The organism is Nocardia sp. 149-1B, assembly GCF_057747975.1.
This window is the reverse complement of record NZ_CM173233.1, coordinates 1,151,073-1,168,795: the sequence shown is the minus strand read 5'-3', so window position 1 is coordinate 1,168,795 and position 17,723 is coordinate 1,151,073. Positions and strand designations below refer to the sequence as shown.

The 17,723-nt window shown below is 71.2% G+C and carries 17 protein-coding genes; 6 read left to right on the top strand and 11 right to left on the bottom strand.

The features are described 5' to 3' along the window. Nucleotides 1–51 precede the first annotated feature (51 nt). From AC3ANS_RS05580 to AC3ANS_RS05570, 3 genes are read left to right on the top strand one after another with little or no spacing between them, the layout of a single operon-like run. Nucleotides 52–1,566, top strand: a complete 1,515-nt coding sequence (locus tag AC3ANS_RS05580; RefSeq protein WP_488295176.1) for an ABC transporter ATP-binding protein — start codon at nt 52–54, stop codon at nt 1,564–1,566. Beyond that, the gene (locus AC3ANS_RS05575) at nt 1,563–2,789 is read left to right on the top strand and encodes an ABC transporter permease (protein WP_488295175.1); all 1,227 of its coding nucleotides are present in this window, start codon (nt 1,563–1,565) and stop codon (nt 2,787–2,789) included. Before AC3ANS_RS05580 ends, AC3ANS_RS05575 begins: the two co-directional genes overlap by 4 nt. Further along, nucleotides 2,786–4,078 (top strand): ABC transporter permease, encoded by a 1,293-nt coding sequence (locus tag AC3ANS_RS05570; protein WP_488295174.1) that lies wholly within the window; start codon nt 2,786–2,788, stop codon nt 4,076–4,078. The genes AC3ANS_RS05575 and AC3ANS_RS05570 overlap by 4 nt, the downstream gene beginning before the upstream one ends. Here AC3ANS_RS05570 and AC3ANS_RS05565 read toward each other — a convergent pair. After that, a complete protein-coding gene (locus AC3ANS_RS05565; RefSeq protein ID WP_488295173.1) occupies nt 4,068–5,288 on the bottom strand; it encodes an amidohydrolase in 1,221 nt (406 codons plus the stop codon). The genes AC3ANS_RS05570 and AC3ANS_RS05565 overlap by 11 nt on opposite strands. A gap of 149 nt (nt 5,289–5,437) precedes the next feature. Between AC3ANS_RS05565 and AC3ANS_RS05560 the strand changes: the two genes are divergently transcribed. Genes AC3ANS_RS05560 through AC3ANS_RS05550 form a run of 3 tightly spaced genes read left to right on the top strand, consistent with a single transcriptional unit; the run spans nt 5,438 to nt 8,622 of the window. After that, nucleotides 5,438–5,764: a hypothetical protein gene (locus tag AC3ANS_RS05560; protein ID WP_488295172.1), complete on the top strand. Its 327-nt coding sequence runs from the start codon at nt 5,438–5,440 to the stop codon at nt 5,762–5,764. 9 nt (nt 5,765–5,773) lie between these two features. Next, nucleotides 5,774–7,933: a WXG100 family type VII secretion target gene (locus AC3ANS_RS05555; protein WP_488295171.1), complete on the top strand. Its 2,160-nt coding sequence runs from the start codon at nt 5,774–5,776 to the stop codon at nt 7,931–7,933. Next, nucleotides 7,933–8,622, top strand: coding sequence for a hypothetical protein (locus AC3ANS_RS05550; protein WP_488295170.1), 690 nt, complete (start codon nt 7,933–7,935; stop codon nt 8,620–8,622). The genes AC3ANS_RS05555 and AC3ANS_RS05550 overlap by 1 nt, the downstream gene beginning before the upstream one ends. 78 nt (nt 8,623–8,700) lie before the next feature. Here the strand turns inward: AC3ANS_RS05550 and AC3ANS_RS05545 are convergent, their stop codons facing one another. The 10 genes from AC3ANS_RS05545 to AC3ANS_RS05500 all read right to left on the bottom strand — a co-directional run bounded on the left by AC3ANS_RS05545 (nt 8,701) and on the right by AC3ANS_RS05500 (nt 17,595). Further along, entirely contained in the window at nt 8,701–11,421 is a 2,721-nt protein-coding gene (locus tag AC3ANS_RS05545; protein ID WP_488295169.1) for a BTAD domain-containing putative transcriptional regulator, read from the bottom strand. Beyond that, nucleotides 11,418–11,834 carry a TadE/TadG family type IV pilus assembly protein gene (locus AC3ANS_RS05540; protein WP_488295168.1) on the bottom strand — a complete coding sequence of 139 codons (417 nt, stop codon included), beginning with the start codon at nt 11,832–11,834 and terminating at the stop codon, nt 11,418–11,420. Before AC3ANS_RS05540 ends, AC3ANS_RS05545 begins: the two co-directional genes overlap by 4 nt. Continuing rightward, on the bottom strand, nt 11,831–12,268 hold the full coding sequence (locus tag AC3ANS_RS05535) for a TadE family protein (RefSeq protein WP_488295167.1): 438 nt from the start codon (nt 12,266–12,268) through the stop codon (nt 11,831–11,833). The genes AC3ANS_RS05540 and AC3ANS_RS05535 overlap by 4 nt, the downstream gene beginning before the upstream one ends. Next, the gene (locus AC3ANS_RS05530; protein ID WP_488295166.1) at nt 12,265–12,621 is read right to left on the bottom strand and encodes a TadE/TadG family type IV pilus assembly protein; all 357 of its coding nucleotides are present in this window, start codon (nt 12,619–12,621) and stop codon (nt 12,265–12,267) included. Before AC3ANS_RS05530 ends, AC3ANS_RS05535 begins: the two co-directional genes overlap by 4 nt. A gap of 79 nt (nt 12,622–12,700) precedes the next feature. Further along, nucleotides 12,701–12,895: a hypothetical protein gene (locus tag AC3ANS_RS05525; protein ID WP_488295165.1), complete on the bottom strand. Its 195-nt coding sequence runs from the start codon at nt 12,893–12,895 to the stop codon at nt 12,701–12,703. An 81-nt stretch (nt 12,896–12,976) separates the two neighbouring features. Beyond that, complete coding sequence (locus AC3ANS_RS05520) at nt 12,977–13,894, bottom strand: type II secretion system F family protein (protein ID WP_488295164.1); 918 nt, start codon at nt 13,892–13,894, stop codon at nt 12,977–12,979. Continuing rightward, on the bottom strand, nt 13,894–14,769 hold the full coding sequence (locus AC3ANS_RS05515; RefSeq protein WP_488295163.1) for a type II secretion system F family protein: 876 nt from the start codon (nt 14,767–14,769) through the stop codon (nt 13,894–13,896). Before AC3ANS_RS05515 ends, AC3ANS_RS05520 begins: the two co-directional genes overlap by 1 nt. Next, nucleotides 14,766–16,082: a TadA family conjugal transfer-associated ATPase gene (locus AC3ANS_RS05510; RefSeq protein ID WP_488295162.1), complete on the bottom strand. Its 1,317-nt coding sequence runs from the start codon at nt 16,080–16,082 to the stop codon at nt 14,766–14,768. The genes AC3ANS_RS05515 and AC3ANS_RS05510 overlap by 4 nt, the downstream gene beginning before the upstream one ends. Continuing rightward, entirely contained in the window at nt 16,082–16,861 is a 780-nt protein-coding gene (locus AC3ANS_RS05505; protein ID WP_488295161.1) for a CpaE/TadZ family protein, read from the bottom strand. The genes AC3ANS_RS05510 and AC3ANS_RS05505 overlap by 1 nt, the downstream gene beginning before the upstream one ends. After that, nucleotides 16,858–17,595, bottom strand: a complete 738-nt coding sequence (locus AC3ANS_RS05500) for an SAF domain-containing protein (RefSeq protein WP_488295160.1) — start codon at nt 17,593–17,595, stop codon at nt 16,858–16,860. The genes AC3ANS_RS05505 and AC3ANS_RS05500 overlap by 4 nt, the downstream gene beginning before the upstream one ends. Nucleotides 17,596–17,723: the final 128 nt, after the last annotated feature.

The following is a 17,723-nucleotide window of genomic DNA, read 5'->3' as shown; positions in this document are numbered from 1 at the left end:
TGCCCTCCACACCCCGAGTAGCGGGTCCGGCCAACACTAGGATGCGGTTTCATGCAACTGGTCCTCCGCAACATCACCAAGCGGTTCGGGACGCTTGTCGCCAACGACTCCATCTCGCTGACCGTCGAGGGCGGCGAGATCCACGCCCTGCTCGGTGAGAACGGGGCAGGCAAGTCCACGCTGATGAACGTCCTGTTCGGCCTCTACGCGGCCGACGAGGGCGAGATCGAGCTCGACGGCAAGGTCCAGCACTTCTCCGGCCCCGGCGACGCGATCGCCGCCGGCATCGGCATGGTGCACCAGCACTTCATGCTGATCCCCGTCTTCACCGTCGCCGAGAACGTCATGCTCGGCAACGAGTCCACAGGCTTCGCGGGCTCGCTCGACCTGGATGCGGCCCGTCGCCGCGTCCAGGAGATCTCCGACCAGTTCGGGTTCGCCGTCAACCCGGACGCGCTGGTGGAGGACCTCCCGGTCGGCGTGCAGCAGCGCGTGGAGATCATCAAGGCGCTCTCCCGCGACGCCCAGGTGCTGGTCCTCGACGAGCCCACCGCGGTCCTCACTCCGCAGGAGACCGACGAGCTCATGGAGATCATGCGCGGGCTCCGGGCCGCCGGGAAGGCCATCGTCTTCATCACCCACAAGCTGCGCGAGGTCAGGGCGGTCGCCGACAAGATCACGGTGATCCGACTGGGCAAGGTCGTCGGCGAGGCCCAGCCGACCGCGACCAACGCCGAGCTCGCCGCGATGATGGTCGGACGGCCCGTCGAGCTGACCGTGCACAAGGACCCGCCGAAGCCGGCCGAGGAGATGCTCGCCGTCGAGCACCTGCAGGTCTTCGACGACCACGGCCGCGTCCACGTCGACGACGTGAGCTTCACGATCCGAGCCGGGGAGATCCTGGCTGTCGCCGGGGTCCAGGGCAACGGCCAGACGGAGCTCACCGAGGCCCTGATGGGCCTCCAGGACCACGTGCGAGGTTCCATCCGCCTCCAGGGCGAGGAGCTGGTCGGCCGGTCGGTGCGCCACATCCTCGAGTCCGGTGTCGGGTTCATCCCCGAGGACCGGCAGGTCGAGGGCCTCGTCGGCGAGTTCACCATCGCCGAGAACCTGATGCTCAACCGCAGCCACGGCGGGGAGTTCGTCCGCCGCGCCACGCTCCAGCTCGCGCGCCTCGACGAGTTCGCCAAGGAGAAGGTCGCGCAGTACGACGTGCGCGCCACCGGGGTGACGGCCCTCGCCGAAGAGCTCTCGGGCGGCAACCAGCAGAAGGTCGTGGTCGCGCGGGAGCTCTCGCGCGACATCAAGCTCCTCGTCGCGGCGCAGCCGACACGCGGCGTCGACGTGGGGTCCATCGAGTTCATCCACAAGCAGATCGTGGCCGGCCGAGATGCCGGCGTCGCCGTCCTGGTGGTCTCCACCGAGCTGGACGAGGTAGCGGCGCTCGCCGACCGGATCATGGTGCTCTACCGGGGACGCGTCGTCGGCGTCGTTCCCGGCGACACACCTCGAGAGGTGCTCGGACTGATGATGACCGGAGAACGTCCGGAAGGAGCGATCGCGTGACCAGCGCCGTCGAGGAGAGCAAGCAGCCTCCCACCGAGCCCGAGCAGATCCCGCCCGACTCCAGCCGCTGGACCGCCACCATGCACGACATCGCCTCGGGCAGCGTCCTCAACGGCGCTCTCGCGGTGTTGCTGGCGGTCCTCGTCGGGTCTGCGCTGATCGCAGTCACCGACGACACGGTCCGCGAGACCGCGGGTTACCTCACCGCGCGTCCCAGCGACTTCTTCAACGCGACCTGGGACGCCGTGTGGGGCGCCTACACCGCCCTGTTCCGAGGTTCGATCTACAACACTGACGCCCCCACGTTCCAGCTGGGCATCCGCCCACTCACCGAGACCGCGAAGTTCTCAGCACCCCTGATCGTGTCGGGTCTGGGCGTCGGGGTCGGCTTCCGGGCCGGCCTGTTCAACATCGGTGGACGCGGCCAGATGCTCCTGGGTGGTGCCGCCGCCGGTTGGGTCGGCTACCAGTTCGAGATGCCGGCGATCCTGCACGTGACGATCGCGCTGCTCGGAGCAGTCGTCGCCGGCGCGATCTGGGGAGGCCTCGCCGGCTTCCTCAAGGCCCGCACGGGTGCACACGAGGTGATCGTGACGATCATGCTCAACTACGTCGCGTTCTACCTGTTGTTCTATGCGCTCTCGCAGCAGAGCCTGCTGCAGGCGCCCAAGTCGTTCAACCCCAAGTCGCTCCCGATGAAGGACTCGGCCACCCTGCCGAAGCTCCTCGGCGACCAGTACAACCTGCACCTCGGGTTCATCATCGCGCTGGTGGCCGTCGCCTTCACGTGGTGGCTGCTCGAGCGCTCCGCGCTCGGGTTCCGGATCCGCGCAGTGGGTCTGAACCCGCAGGCCGCGCGAGCGTCCGGCATCAACGTCGGCCGTACCTATGTCGTCGTCATGCTCATCGCGGGTGCGCTGGTCGGCATCGCGGGGGCCAACCAGGTCCTCGGCACCGTCACCAGCGGCATCACGGTCGACCTCGATGCCGGCATCGGGTTCGACGCCATCACCGTCGCGCTGCTCGGCAGGTCCAGGCCTCTCGGGATCCTGGCGGCCGGCCTGCTCTTCGGGGCACTGAAGGCCGGTGGGTTCGCCATGCAGGCCTCCCAGAACATCCCGGTCGACATCGTCCTCGTGGTGCAGTCCATGATCGTCCTCTTCCTGGCCGCGCCACCGCTGATCCGCACCCTGTTCCGGCTGCCCGCCAAGGAGGCGAAGTGACCACCACCCACGGCGAGGCCAGCATCCCGCTGGAGAAGACCCCGCTGGCCGGAGTCACCACTCTCGTCGAGAAGAAGACGCCCGCCCTGTTGAGCACGCTCGCCGTGCTGCTGCTGGCGATCGTGGGCCTCTTCCCCCAGTCGGGCGACACCACGTACCGCCTCGCGGTCACGAGCGACTTCGCGCAGCTCCCCGAGGTCACCGTGCCGGCGACGGTGACGGCGTGGATCGTCGTCGTCCTGTGCCTGGCGGCGGCGGCCTGGTCGGTCGTGCTCTACCGCGGGCAGCGCAACAGTCCGTTCTGGTTGATCGTCGTCTACTCGGTGGCCTGGGTGTTCGGCTTCCTGACCTGGGCTGCCGCCGGGGGCACGATCCCCGTGGTCGGCCTGCTGTCGGGCTCGCTGGCCCTCGCCGTACCCCTCGTCTTCGGTGCCCTCGGGGGCGTCCTCGGCGAACGCGCCGGCGTGGTCAACATCGCCATCGAGGGACAGCTGCTCGCGGGCGCGTTCGCCGCGGCGATGGTCGGCTCCGTGATGAACTCCTCGTGGGCGGGCCTGATCGCGGCGAGCGTCGCGGGAGTCTTGGTGGCGATGCTCCTCGGGCTGTTCGCGATCACCTACTTCGTCGACCAGGTCATCGTCGGCGTCGTGTTGAACGTGCTCGTGTACGGCCTGACGAGCTTCATGTTCACCCAGGTGCTGGTGCCGAACGCCGACTCGCTCAACTCCCCGCCACGCTTCCACGCGGTCGTGATCCCGGTCCTCGGGGACATCCCGCTGGTCGGCCCGATCTTCTTCCGGCAGACGCCCGTCGTCTACGTGCTCTACGTCGCGGTCGCGCTCGTCACGTGGGCGCTCTACCGCACGCGGTGGGGCCTGCGCGTCCGTGCGGTCGGCGAGCACCCGATGGCCGCTGACACGGTCGGGATCCGGGTCAACCGCACCCGCTGGCGCACGATCCTGATCGCCGGCGCGGTCGCCGGCGCGGGCGGCGCGTTCTACACGCTCGTGTCGGTGGCGCACTTCAACCGGGAGATGACCGGTGGTGCGGGCTACATCGCCTTGGCGGCCGTCATCTTCGGCAAGTGGGACCCGATCCGCGCGACGCTCGCGGCGCTGCTGTTCGGGTTCGCCTCCAACCTGCAGGGCGTGCTCTCGGCGATCGGTTCGCCGGTCCCGAGCCAGTTCATGCTGATGCTGCCCTACGTCGTGACGATCTTCGCGGTGGCGGGCCTGGTCGGGAAGTCCCGGGCACCGGCCGCGGACGGCGTGGCCTACATCAAGGGCTAGCTGGGGAACCGGTGCTGGCGAGCGCGGCGACTGCTGCGCTCGCCAGCACCTTCGCACCGATGGTGACCGCGCCGTCGTCGACGCGCAGGTTGCCCTGGTGGAGGTCGTACGTCGGCCCGCCCGGCGTCCGCGTGCCGAGCCGGCCCATCGCGCCCGGGACCCGGTCGAGGTACCACCCGAAGTCCTCCCCGCCCAGGCTCTGCTGGGTGGGCACGTGGCCCTCCACGCCGAGCACCCGCTCCACGGCCCGGCCGAGCAGCACGATCGAGTCCAGGTCGTTCACCACGGGCGGTACGCCGCGTTGGTAGTCGACCTGCGCGTGCACGCCGTACGGCGCGACGATCTGCTCCACGAGCAGAGGCACCAGCTTCTCGGCCTCGGACCAGGCGACGGCGTCGAGCATCCGCACGGTCCCGCCGATCCGCCCCGTCGCGGGGATCACGTTGTGGGCCGAGCCCGCGCGCACGATGCCCCACACGACGCTCACACCGGCGCGCGGGTCGAGCCGCCGCGACAGGATCGCCGGCAGCTCGGTGACGATCTTGCCGAGCGCGAAGGTGAGGTCCTCGGTCAGGTGGGGGCGCGACGTGTGCCCGCCGGAACCGCTCAGGGTCACCTCGAGGTGGTCGGCGGCCCCGGTGATGGGTCCCTCACGCAGTCCGATCCGGCCGACGTCGAGGGTCGGGTCGCAGTGCAGGCCGAAGAGCTGCTCCACGTCGTCGAGGGCGCCGAGCTCGAGGAGCGAGAGCGCCCCGCCCGGCATCACCTCCTCCGCCGGCTGGAACAGCAGCCGCACGCGACCGCGTAGGAGACCGCGGTCGTGGACCGCCGCGAGCGCGAGGGCGGCACCGACGAGGGAGGAGGTGTGTACGTCGTGCCCGCAGGCGTGAGCGACGCCTTCGACGGTGCTCGCCCAAGGGTCATCGGTCAGGTCCGGCACCGGGAGCGCGTCGAGGTCGGCTCGCAGTGCGACCACCGGCCCGCCGTCGCCGATCTCCGCGACCACGCCACTGCGTGGCAGGTCGGTCACCCGCCACCCCGTCCGGCGTAGCCGCGCACTGACGAGCGTGGTGGTGCGCAGCTCGCGCCAGGACAGCTCGGGGTGAGCGTGCAGGTCGCGGCGCAGGCGGACGAGCTCCTCGCTGGCGTCGTCGACGACGGACTCGACGAGGAGGTCGGCGGCGGACGGGAGAGGATCGGGCTCGGACATCGAGTCGAGGTTAGTTCACCGGCGGTTCACCGCGCTCCAGTACCCGTCCGGGGCGACCTCGGCGCGATGCGGTTTGCCGTAGCCGAGCCCGGGGTATGCAGCCGGGGAGCCGTCGGCACGACGGTGTCGACCCCGCAGGAGGTGAGCCGGTGAGCGGCGATGTGAAGATGGAGCCGTCCGTGGCGCTGCCATTCGTCGACCGGTTCAACAGCGTTCGCGACGCCATCACCAACGCCGCCTCCGGTGTGGCGGGCCAGGCCGGCCGGATCGAGTCCGCGTGTGGCGAGTTCTCCGGGGCGGTCTCCACCGGTGCTGACGCGTACCAGATCTCGTGGCGAGAGTCGCTGCGCGTCGCCGGGACCTCCGCCGGCGTGATCGCCGGCAACATCAACACGTTCACGATCGAGATCACCCGGCTCGACAACGAGCTCTCCCCCGTCCCGGACATCGGTGGCCGCGGCGGGCATCCCAGCTGAGGAGCGGCGTTGACCGACAAGCACTTCACCCTCGACATCCACCCCGCCGAGCTGCGCGCGGCTGCTACCCAGGTAGCCGATCTGCACGAGCAGCTGGGATCCCTGGGCACCCAGACCGGCTCGACGCCCGGCGACATCGGCAACGGCTGGACCGGCCAGGCAGCCGACTCGCTCAAGGGCGAGATGACACATCTCGGCACCGTCCTCGGCACCTTCAAGGCCAAGCTCGACGGCGTGCCTGCTGCGCTGCGGTCGCTGGCCAAGGACTACGACGACGCCTTGGACCAGCTCCCCGGGCTCAACCAGAAGTGGGACGCCGCCGAGCAGGCCTACCAGGACGCCGTGAGCGCCGCGGACTCCGACCGCACCCAGGCCCGGCAGGACCTCGGCTCGAGCGGCCGACGCAACCGGGCGCTCGACCAGGACATCGACGATGCCCACTCCAATGCGATCAGTGCGGCCGCGTCGGCCAAGCAGGGCACGCAGCACGGCCTCGAGGTCACGTTCGGCTACCTCAAGCAGTGGCTCGGCCAGCAGACCCGGGCCCTGGGCGACACCCTGCACGACGCCGGACCGGTCGGCGTGTCCGACGACCAGGTCGCCAAGTGGAACGCCGGGCAGGCGCCGAAGATCGACGTCAGCGGCATCACCGGCCAGCTGACGCTGGCCAAGCAGAACCTCGACGAGATGGAGCGGCAGGCCGACGCACCCGAGGTCAAGGCGGCGATCGCGCGCCTCAAGGACGCCCTCGACAACGACACCTACGAGTCCGACCCCCAGGAGATCCGCGACGCCCTCAACGAGATCGCCGCGCATGCCGGCGACCCACTGTGGACCAAGGAGCTCGTCGACCAGTTCGGCGCGGACGGCATCCAGGACATCTACAAGGCCATCGACCGCGACATGGAGCTCTCGGAGTACTCCTACGACGACATGTCGTCCGCGCTCTCGGGGTTCAGCGACGCGGTAGCCCAGGGCATCAGCGCCCACGACGATGCCGGGTTCGCCAAGCTCGCCCAGGACTTCATCAAGGACGGGGTGGCCGGCCAGAAGATCTGGGGGCTGATCACCGCCTCAGACAACGCCGACTCGCGGATGAACTCTGTCGCGCTCGCGTATCGCGACCAGATCGAGGACTCCACCGACCTCGATGGTGCTCAATCCTCCTATCCGGGCCTGTTCCCGCGCGCGCTCTCGGAGGCCTACGACGGCAAGGCGCTCGAGCACCTCCTCGCCAACGCCGACGGCGAGTCGCTCGCCGACGTCCTCGAGCACTGCGACCCCAAGTTCGTCGACGACCTGGCCTGGCGCCTGACCAGTGTCTTGGGCCCTGACGGCTTCCCGAGGGAGTCGAGGGACGACTACGCCAAGATCGCGAAGGTCTGGCTCGACGCGGTCGACACCATGCGCGAGCACTTCCACGAGGCACGCGACCGGGGCGACGACTACGCCCTGGGTCCACTGGTGGCGCTCCTCAAGGCGCGCGACACCAACGACTACGACTACGCCCAGATGCTCAAGAGCGGCCACCTGAAGGACATCGTCACCGACGGTGAGCTGATGGCCCAGCTCCTCGACGACGCCAACAGCGGCGGCCTCAAGGCCAGTGACGTCAAGGACATGATCGAGGACTCCGGCGTGAAGATCCAAGACGTCATGGACGCCGTCGTCGACTACCGCCTCAACCGCGACGACGACCCCGAGTCCGCCGCGGACAACCTCGGCCACCTGCTGCGCGACGCCGACATCATCGGCGACGGGTTCAAGCCGAGCGTGGCGATCAACTCCATCCTCAACAGTCTCCTCAGCGCCGGCGTCTCGGCGACCAAGAACCCGCTGACCGGCCCGATGGTCGACCTGATCAAGGCGCTGATCGGCGAGCAGGACCGTCTCGACAAGCTCGACAAGGACTGGGACGACGCGACCGCGAAGAACGGTCCGCAGCAGGTCCTGGCCTTCGCGCTCTACGTCAAGTACTACGGCACCCCGCAAGGGTTCGACGACTACAAGGCCAACCACGCCGGCACGGTCACGGACGCCGACGACATCATCAACCACTTCATCGACCGCATGCAGGAGGACGCCAACAAGAGCCCGGAGCAGCAGGAGGAGTGGGACAACCTCGAGCGGCTGATCGACGCCATCGACAACGCGCGGGACGAGAACTAGTGGTTGCGCCTCCCACGCGAGCCTCGCTGGCCCTCTCCACGGTGGCCGTCACGCTGCTGCTCACGGGCTGCTCCCCCGACGGGCTCGGCGCGGTCGCGGACGACGACGGCTTCAGCTCATGTGTCGCCAAGGCCCACGCCAGCCTCGACGGGAGCAAGGACTGGGACGAGAAGGAGCAGCTCGCGTTCTGGGACCAGCCCGGCACGCTCGACTGCGCCCTCGACGAGCTCGACCAGGAGCAGCGCGAGGACGCACTCTCCGGAGGGTTCCGCGACGTCAGTGACCGCGAGGCGGAGATCCGCACCTCCCAGCTCTCCACCCTCTCCAGCTGGGCCTCCCGCACCGCGGAGGAGGTCTCGCAGAGCGACGCCGTTCGGCGCGCCGGCCTCCTGATCGGCAGCCTCTGGGCGGCCGACGCCGACGAACCGGGCTACGCCAACGGCATGAAGATGGCCGTGGCGTTCTCGCTCTACCGCGCCTACTTCGGTGATCCGACGGGCTTCGAGGACTACCTCGCCGAAGACACCGGGAACGTCACGGACCCCAGCGACCAGGTCCTGCACTTCGTCGATCGCATGCGAGAGGACAGCAACAAGAGCGCGACGCAGGAGCGGGAGTGGCGCGATCTCGACGGGCTCATCGAGGAGATCGACGATGCCTACGACGACACCCGGGACGCGTCGAATTGATCGCGACCCGGGTGGCGTGACCCTCGCCGTCTGACGGAGAGTGTGCCCCCGCGGAGGCTCCGGACGAAACCGCGGGGTCTACGCTCCCGCGGCCTCCTCGCCCGGTCCCTCGGGCAACAGCTCGACCACCAGCGCCTCGGTCTCCGGCTCCAAGGACACACCCGCCTGCTGCAGCACCTGGACCAGCTCCTCGACCACCTGCGCGGCACCGGGCCCGTCCGGGCGGTGATGCTCCGCGAGCAGCAAGGCCCGCCACACCACCTGCGACGACGGCGCCAGGCGCAGTGCGGCCCGGCACGCCGCGGCGGCGCCCTCGGGGTCGTCGTCGGTCGTGAGGTCGGCGACCCGCAGCGCCGCGTCCACCACCACGTCGACGGCCTGCCGCTCCAGCCGGGTGCGAGGCAGCCAGGAGTAGCGGCCAGCCGGCCGGTCCTCGATCAGCGGCCCCCGGACGAGCTGGAGTGCGCGGCGCAGCAGCTCGCACTCCTCACGCGGGCTCGCGCTCCGCGAGCGCTGCGACAGCGAGCACAGCGCCTGCCAGTCGACCGCGACGTCCGGTGCCAGATAGAGCCGACCCTCGGCGTTCTCGCGGAGCAGGGCATTCCCGTCGACGTCGGAGCCGAGCCAGTCACGGGCTCGCGCGATGGTCGCGTCACGCACCTCCGAGGTGACGCCTCGCGGCCACACCGACGCGCCCACCACGCTCGGGTGGACCGGGGCGGGCTGCAGCGCGAGGAACGTGACGACCTCGGTCGCCAGCTCGAGGCGAGACGGGTCGATGCTCCCGCCTGCGGTGACCACGAGGGGGCCCAGGACGCCGACGCGCACTTCGGCCGCTCGCCAGTGTCCGTCGTCGCTCGCGTGCACCACGTCGGGCACCCGGGGGCGGCCGCTGGGCGCGGGCTCGTCGAGACGCACGGAGGCGAACAGCTCGGCCAGGGAGTCGACCATGCTGTCGGTGAGCCGGACCGCGTCGACCTCGAGGTCGAGCAGCGGGAGCGAGAGCCGCCCGCTGTCGTCCACGCGCATCGTCCACCGTGCACCCGGGAGCGCGCCGGTCGACAAGACGCCGACACCGCGCGAGTCCGCACCGGTCAGCCCGTGCAGCCGGGCGATCAGCTGGTCGTCGGGACGCTCACCGAGCACGAGGTACTGCGGGATCGTGCCGGGATGGCGACCGAGCCGGCCACTCAGCACCTCCTGCGCGGGCCGGTGCACCGCTCGCTCGGACCAGCCGGTCAGCAACGGGTCGACGTCCTCGAGCATGGTGAGCGACTCCCCCGCGACCTGGGCGAGCGCCGGCGTGAGCCGGTGTCCCCACACCCGCTGCTGGTCGGCCCAGGGCGCGGTCGCCAGCTGCACGGCCAGCGCGGACACGACCTGGCGGGCGACGTCAGGGTCACCCCCGAGGCACAACGGCCCGGCGACCGCCTCCAGGTCCACGAGCACGTCGGCACCGTCGTCGTCGCGACCCAGGCACACCAGGCCGGGGTACGGCGCATGGCCGAGATCGCCCGGCAGCTCGGCGTCCCGCTCCAGCAACCAGCGCCGCCCGGCGTCGCGGACCGACCAGGGCGCCGGCGCGGCAGGCTGTGCGGGCGCGAGTCGCAGCTCGACCGCACCGTCGGTCACGGCGACGGCGTACACCTGAGGAAGAGGGATCCGCTCGGCACGGCAGGTCGCGCTGAGCGATCGCAGGGCGCGGTCCAGGCGAGCCACCCGGTCCGGGTCGGCTCCGGCCCGCAGCGCCACCTCGGCGTCGAGGGCGTCCCCGTGCGGCTCGCTGCCGCGTCGGCGGCGTCGCTCGGCGGCCACGAGGCCGGTGAGCGCCGCCGCGAGGAGGCCTCCTGCCAGGAGTCCGCCGCGGAGGTCGCCCGCGCTGGTCGAGGGGGCGGCGTCGACAGCATCCGTACCGCCGCCGCTCTCGTGGTGGGCGGGGTGGGGCGCGCGCTCGGGCGCCGCGTCGGGGACCGCGTGCACGCGCGGAGCATCGACGGCGTCCTCGGGCATCGTCAGCACCCAGCCGGGCTGGATCAGCCGGCCGAGCACCAGCTGCTCGCCGTCGGGCTGCACCCGGCCCTCGTTGAGCGCGAAGATCTCCTTCCACCGCCGTCCGTCTCCGAGGTGCCGCTCAGCGATGTCCCAGAGGTTGTCGTGGTAGCGCCCGTCGGGTGGTTGCACGATCACGACCTTGTGCCCGATGACGTCGGTCATGTCCGACGGCACGCCGGGCACGTGCTCCATGCGCGGGGCCGGCTGTTGGTCAGGTGCGCTGGCGGCCGCCTGGTCACCGGTCGTCTGCGTGGCGCCGCCATCGGCAACCGCGACGGCGCTGGTGGCGACCTCGGTGTGCGGTGCGTCGAGGGCCGTGGCGGCCGTGGCGCCCCCGGAGCTGCCGAGCAGCGTCGCGCCGACCAGCACACTGCCCACCAGGGCGCGCGCGAGCGCCTGGGACCGCCCCGAGAGCGGCACCGGTCGGGGCAACCCCCCGCCGCGGAGCAGGCTGGCCACCTCGACGAGCACGCACCAGGTGAACTGCAGCCAGGACAGCCAGACGACCGCGCGCAGCACGACGAAGAGTGCGTCGACCGAGAGCGGCTGGGTGAGGTCGGCGCGGTCCGGCATGCCGTGGGGGTACGGCGGCAGGCCCGACAGCACGATCAGCGCGACCGGCACGCCGACGACGAGCACCAGGAGCGCCAGTCCCGCCCCCAGCGAGGTCAGCGGGGAGGGCTTGGTCGGAGGCAGCCCGGGGGCCGCGAACCGCTCGGGGCCGCGGGTGGCGGGCGCGGCGGTCACTGGGTCACCGCCTCGGCCGTGGCGGAGGCCGACACCGTGAACGAGTTGATGTTGACCAGGCTCAGGAGCTTCGTGCGCGCGTGGTAGGTCGCCGAGACCTGCACGGCATCCTGGTCGGCGTGCACCGACCCGACGGTGTAGCCCCGGCCGACCAGGTAGGCGCGGGCGCGGTCCTCGGCCGCCGTCTGTTCGAGGACGAGGTCGCCGCTGTCACGCAGCGTGGCGACGTCGATCTCCTGCGCTCCCGCGCGCGCTGCCTGCTCGACATCGTCGGCCAGCCGCATCCGCGCGTTGAGCGCGGTGCCTCCGTCGACGACCAGCCCGGCGCACGCGAGCAGCACGATGGCCATGCCGACCACGAAGGCGGTGGCCGTTCCGCGTTCGTCGCGGACGGCGCGTGGACTCCGGTTCATTCGTACCTCCGGTAGGGGTCGAGGGGGACGGCGCTCTCGGTGTCGATCCCGACGCTCCCGGGCAGGCCGATCAGTCCGAGGCCGGACAGCGAGACCCGGCAGTGCATCCGGACGATGACCTCGCCGCCCGGCTGCCAGGAGCCGTCGACCCCGATCCGAGTGCACTGGGTGTCGCCGTCGAGCGAGCGCTGGACGACGTCGCGCGCGGCGTTCGAGGCGGCGTCGCTGGAGACCTGGAGCGACGCCTCGCGGGCGGCGTCCCGTGCCGCCGCCTCCATGTCGCCCTGGACGGCGACGTAACGGCCGAACGCCACCACGAGCAGCATGAACCCGACGAGGACCGGGGTGAGGAGCACCATCTCCACGGCCATCGATCCGCGCTCGTCGCCGGTCCGCAGGCGTCGGAGCCGGGCGAGGACGCGAGCGGCGCTCACGGCGTCTCCACGAACTGCTCGAGCGGGCCCTCGACGGTCTGGCTCACCGTGGGCACCCCGATCGGGGAGATCTCCTGGGCGTGACCGGTCACCGTCACCCGCACCCGGTCGTCACCGATCATCGTCACGTGGACGTCGTAGTCCTCGAGGACCCCTTTGCCGATGTTCTGGGCGTACTGCATGCCGGCTTGGTGGGCCTGGGAGGCGTCCCCCGTCGTGCGCGCGACCCGAGCGGCCTCCCGGGCGACCGCCGAGGCGGCGTTGTTGCCGAGGTAGACCATCGCGAACTGCACCACGAGGAAGATCGCGAACATCAGCAAGGGCGTGTACATCACGAGCTCGACGGACGACACCCCGCGCTCGTCGCGACGGCGCGAACGACCGGGCGAGCGGCGGGACTGGAGACGGTGAGACACGGGCACGTGGCAGGGCTCAGGGCGTGTCGAGGTTGACCGAGTCCGCCTTGCCGGTGATGGTCTTGAGCAGCACCGCACCGACGGCGAGTGCGATCCCGACCAGCAGCGCGGTGATCACCACCCATTCCACCGAGCTGGCCCCTCGCTCGGACTTGCGCGCGGCGGTGACTCGCGCCGAGAGCAGCAGGCACAGAAGGTGGAGCTGGATCATGTTCGTTGTCTCCTTGGGACTGAGGGTTCGGACGAAGTCTTCCCACGGTCGCCGGCTTCAATCCCGGCCGACCAGCACGATTCAGCCGAGGACGTTGGCCACGGCCGGGTAGATCAGGAACACCAGGAACCCGACGCAGAGCAGCAGCTGGGCGACCAACATCGACTGGGACCGGGCGGCGGCGCGGCCCTCGGTGTCGGCAAGCTCCTTGCGTCGCATCGTGGCCGCGCGGGCGCTGAGCGAGTCGCGCACCTTCGCGCCGTCCTCGGCCACCAGCGACAGCGCCGCCGAGAGGTCGCGCAGCTCGTCGACGTCGACCTCGGCGCCGAGCACGCCGAGCGCTGCCCAGGGGGTGACGCCCTGGAGACGCGCCGACTCGAGCGTGTCGCGGATGCGGACCATCGCCCAGCTGTCGGAGATCTGTGCAGCCGCCTGGAGAGCCTCGGGCACGCCACGACCACCGGCGAGGTTCATCGCGACCAGGTCGAGGAACGACGACACGACGTGCCGGAAGTCGCGCCGACGGTCCTCGGCCCGGCCCTTGACCCGGAAGTAGGGCAGCACGAGCCCGACCACGGCGCCGACCAGCATCAGCCAGACGGGCACGACCGGGCTGACCAGCCCCAACACGCTGAGGGGCGCCAGGGCGAGCACCGGGGTCAGGAAGCCGGCCAGGGCGCCCACCAGGCTCTCTGCCAGGAACATCTCGCGGGACTGCCCGACGAGCGCAAGTGCCGGTCCGATCGAGCCCGGCAGCCGCACTCCGCGCTTGTCCAGGCTGTCGCTGACCTCGGCACCGAGGCGACGCATCCTCGCCGACTCCTCCTGGTGGCGCCGATCGGCGGTGAGGCTCGCCTGCCGACGGCCCCGGGCCAGGCGCGCGTCGAGCTGAGCCAGCGCGACCGGCCCCGAGGTGCCGGGCTGGACCAACAGGTACCCGACGAGCAGCAGCCCGATCCCGGCGACGGCTCCGCCGAGCATCGCGATGGTGAGGGACATCAGGCTCGCACCTCCGCCGACCGGGTCCGCAGGAAGCGGGCTGGCACCTCGAAGGTGGAGAGCCGTCGCAGCCAGGCGATGCCGGCAGCGAAGAAGGCCAGCACGACCGTCAGGACGACCTGGCCGACCGGGGTGTTGTAGGGCTCGACGTACCTGGGGTTGAACAGTGCCAGTCCGACCACGAAGAACACCGAGACACCGATGACGATCTGCACACTGCGCTCGGTGCTGCGACGACCCGCGTTGACCCGCTGCCGCATGTCCAGCTCGGCTCGGGCCGACTCAGCGAGCGAGCTGAGCACGTCGCGCAGACCGGGCCCGCGGAGTCGGGCGTTGAGGATCAGGGCGGCGATGATCAGGTCCGCGCCGGAGTCATCGAGCTCGTCGGCGAAGCGCTGGAGGGCCTCCGGGAGAGGGACGCGCACCCGGAGCCGGTCGGAGAGCGACTGCAGCTCGTCGCGGATCGCCGGTGCGGCGGCGTGGGTCGTCGCCGGGATCGCCTGCTCGAGCCCGACGGCGCCCGCGATCGTGTCGCGCAGCGACTCGGTCCAGGCAGCGAGCGCATCGATTCGGGCCACGCCGCGGCGGGCCTCGCGGCCGCCACCGAAGAGGCGGTTCCACAACAGGATCAGCGCGCCCAGGGCGATCGCCGCCACCACCCACCGGGTGAGGAGCAGCACCAACAGACCGGCACCGACCGCCACCGGCACGCGGCGACCGAGCGCGCGGACGGAGGCCAGGATCGAGGAAGGCGCTTCGGCGACCGCCGAAGGCTCTCGCGGGACGAGGGCGGTCACGAACAGGGCGATCCCGCCGGCAGTGACCCCGCCCAGGAGGATCACGAGGAGCAGCTGGGGGCTGAGGTCCTGACTCACTGGACCGGCTCGAGCCACGTCGGGGCAGCGCCAGGGACGTACCCGGCGCGCTCGAGGTCGGGGAGGCAGGAGATCGCGGCACCGGGGACCGCCACGCCCTCGGGACCCATCGCGAACACCTCGCTGGAGAGGACGCGGCCGTCGACGCCGTTGACCTCGCGCACCGAGGTGACCATGCGCCGCAAACCACCGCCCTCGGCGAAGCTGTTGACCCGCTCGACGAACACCACGAAGTCGATCGCGCCACCGATCAGCATCATCGTGGCTTCGGCCGGCAGTCGCTCGACGCTCTGGATCGCGTAGGTGCAGATCCGGTTGAACACCTCGGCCGAGGAGTTGGCGTGGATGGTCGACAGCGAGCCGTCGTTGCCCTGGCTCATCGCGTTGAGCATCGTCACGATCTCATCGCCCAGGACCTCACCGACGATCACCCGGCTCGGGTTCATCCGCAGCGAACGACGCACGAGGTCGGCCATGCCGATCGAGCCCTGCCCCTCGGAGTTGGGCAGCCGCTCCTCGAAGGCGACCACGTTGGGGTGCAGGTCGGGGAACTCCCCCAGCCCGAGCTCGAGCGCGCGCTCGACGGTGATCAGCCGCTCGTCGGGCTCGATCTCGTTGGCGAGCGCCCGCAGGAGCGTGGTCTTACCGGCGTTGGTCGCGCCCGCGATCATGATGTTCTTGCGGGCCCGCACGGCCGCGGACAGGAACGCCGCCAGCTCCGGCGACAGAGTCCCGTAGCCGACCAGCATGTCCAGGCTCACCCGGGACAGCCGCGCGCGGCGGATCGACACCGACGGGCGTTGACACACGCCCATGACCGCCGAGAGCCGGGACCCGTCGGGCAGCCGGATGTCCAGCTGGGCGTTGGCGGTGTCGAACGGGCGACTGGTCAGCCCGCTGTAGGCACCGAGCGTCTGCACGAGCTCGACCAGCTCCTCATCGGACTCGGCGATCGGCGCGCCGCGGACCTCGCGGCCGTCGGCGTACCCGATGAAGACGTGGTCGCAACCGTTGATGTCGATGTTCTCGACATCCGGGTCGTCGAGCAGCGGCTGCAGCCGCCCCACCCCGAACAGGGCGGCGTGGATGCCCTCGGCGAGCGCCGCCTCGTCGTCACTGCTGGGCGGGGTCCGGCCGGCCCGCACCTCCTCGCGGGCATAGCTGTCGAGCACTCGGCTGACGACCGCGCGGGCGAACTGGCGCTCGTCCTCGGCGCTCATGGCGGGCATCCCGCGCGTGGCGTCCTCGCGCCGCTGTCGGGCCAGGACCTCCGCGACCTCCTCGCGGAGGCGACGCACCAGCTGCTGGTCCATCAGCGCACCTCCAGCCGGGTCTGGTCGCCGATCAGCACGCGGACCTGCTCGGCGAGGCTGCGCGCCGACCGGACCAGCAGAGTCTTGCGGGCGTCACCGACGCGGCTCGCGCACAGGATGCGCGCACCCTTGGGGTCGGTCGCGACGACGCCGAGGACCCGGGCCTGGAGGTGCTCGGCGTCCAGGAGACGCTGCAGGTCACCGACCACGGCGGTGTCGCGGTACGACGTCACCACGGCCACCCCGACTCGGCTCAACCGCGGGTGGTCGAGACCCAGCGCGTCGGCCAGACCCCGAAGCCGGGTGCGCAGCTGGGCCACACCCTCGATGTCGGGGCGCACCACGAAGACGACCGCGTCGGCCTGGAGCAGCACCGGCAGCGAGGACGAGCCCGGGACGACGCGCCCCAGGTCCACGAGCACGTCGTCGACGTACGACGAGAAGATCTGCGGCAGCTGCGTCCACACCGAGCCCAGCCCTGCCAGCTGCTCGGGGGTCGGCACGCCCGCCAGCACGGGGAAACCGAGGGAGCAGCCCTGCAGGTGGTCCGCGAGCGTCGTCTCGGTGGCACCTCGCCGGGCCGCGGCGGCCAGGCTCAACATGCCGTGATCGGGGTCGAGAGGCTCGCCGTCGCGGTCGCGGGTCCGCCAGACCACGTCGCCCCCGACCGGGTCGAGGTCGGCGACGGCGACGTCGCCTCCCCACGCCGCGCCCAGGGCGAGCGCCGTCATCGTGGTCCCCGGCGATCCCTTGGCCGAGGCGAGCGCCACCACGCTCACGGCGTCGCGTCCAGGTCGACGTCGACCGACTGGCCGTGCTCGAGCAGGACGAGCCCGGCCGCGCCGGCACCCGATGCGTCCACCACGCTCGCGGCTGCCTCCTCGGGGACCAGCAGGGTCACCGAGCCGGCCGAGGAGCCGAGGTCGCCCGAGCGTGCCGCCGACACGGAGATGACCAGGCCCTGGGTGAGGGTCTTGGGCTGTCCGTTGGACTGCTCGCCGCCGACCCGAACGACCTGCACGAGGTCACCCCCGCCCAGCGAGGATCCCGGCGTGAGCACCGGGTCGAGCGGGACGGACACGATCGCGCGCCCGTCCCCGACGGGCGAGTCGTGGGTCAGCATGCTCGTGTCGACCAGCGAGCTCGCCGAGATCGGCACCCGGGCGTACGTCGCCGAACCGAGCACCACGTCGGCCTGGTCAGCGGGGATGAGCGCCAGACCGTCGGCGGACACCGACACCTTGCGGAGGTCCTTGGCGGTGATGAGCGTTCCAGGCGCGATGTCGTGGGACGCGGCGAGCACGGAGGTCCGGCTGTCCATCCGCACCGCCACCAGCCCCGCCAGCAATGCTCCGCCGACGATGAGGAGGAGGGCGAGCGCCGCGAGGGCGGGTCGGCGCTGGCGCGGCGGCTCGACGTTCGCGCGACGGGAGGAGGGAACGGGGCCACGCCCGGAGGACGGGCGCCAGGAGGGCGTCCGGGGCCGGGTGGCTTGCTCGGTTTCGACAGTCACGTGCTTCGTTCTTCCCCGTCGCGCGGGTTTCATTCCCGGATCGGCCGGTTCGTCGTGGCAGGTCTGGCACCGAACGGCACGGGGCATGATGTGTCCGCACGAGACCCCCCGATCGGAGGACATGGGTG

What these genes read in the sequence shown, in the direction of transcription:
- AC3ANS_RS05580 (WP_488295176.1), top strand. Translation starts at nt 52, where the DNA reads ATGCAACTGGTCCTCCGCAACATCACCAAGCGGTTCGGGACGCTTGTC.
- AC3ANS_RS05565 (WP_488295173.1), bottom strand. Translation starts at nt 5,288, where the DNA reads ATGTCCGAGCCCGATCCTCTCCCGTCCGCCGCCGACCTCCTCGTCGAG.
- AC3ANS_RS05540 (WP_488295168.1), bottom strand. Translation starts at nt 11,834, where the DNA reads ATGAACCGGAGTCCACGCGCCGTCCGCGACGAACGCGGAACGGCCACC.
- AC3ANS_RS05525 (WP_488295165.1), bottom strand. Translation starts at nt 12,895, where the DNA reads ATGATCCAGCTCCACCTTCTGTGCCTGCTGCTCTCGGCGCGAGTCACC.
- AC3ANS_RS05520 (WP_488295164.1), bottom strand. Translation starts at nt 13,894, where the DNA reads ATGTCCCTCACCATCGCGATGCTCGGCGGAGCCGTCGCCGGGATCGGG.
- AC3ANS_RS05510 (WP_488295162.1), bottom strand. Translation starts at nt 16,082, where the DNA reads ATGGACCAGCAGCTGGTGCGTCGCCTCCGCGAGGAGGTCGCGGAGGTC.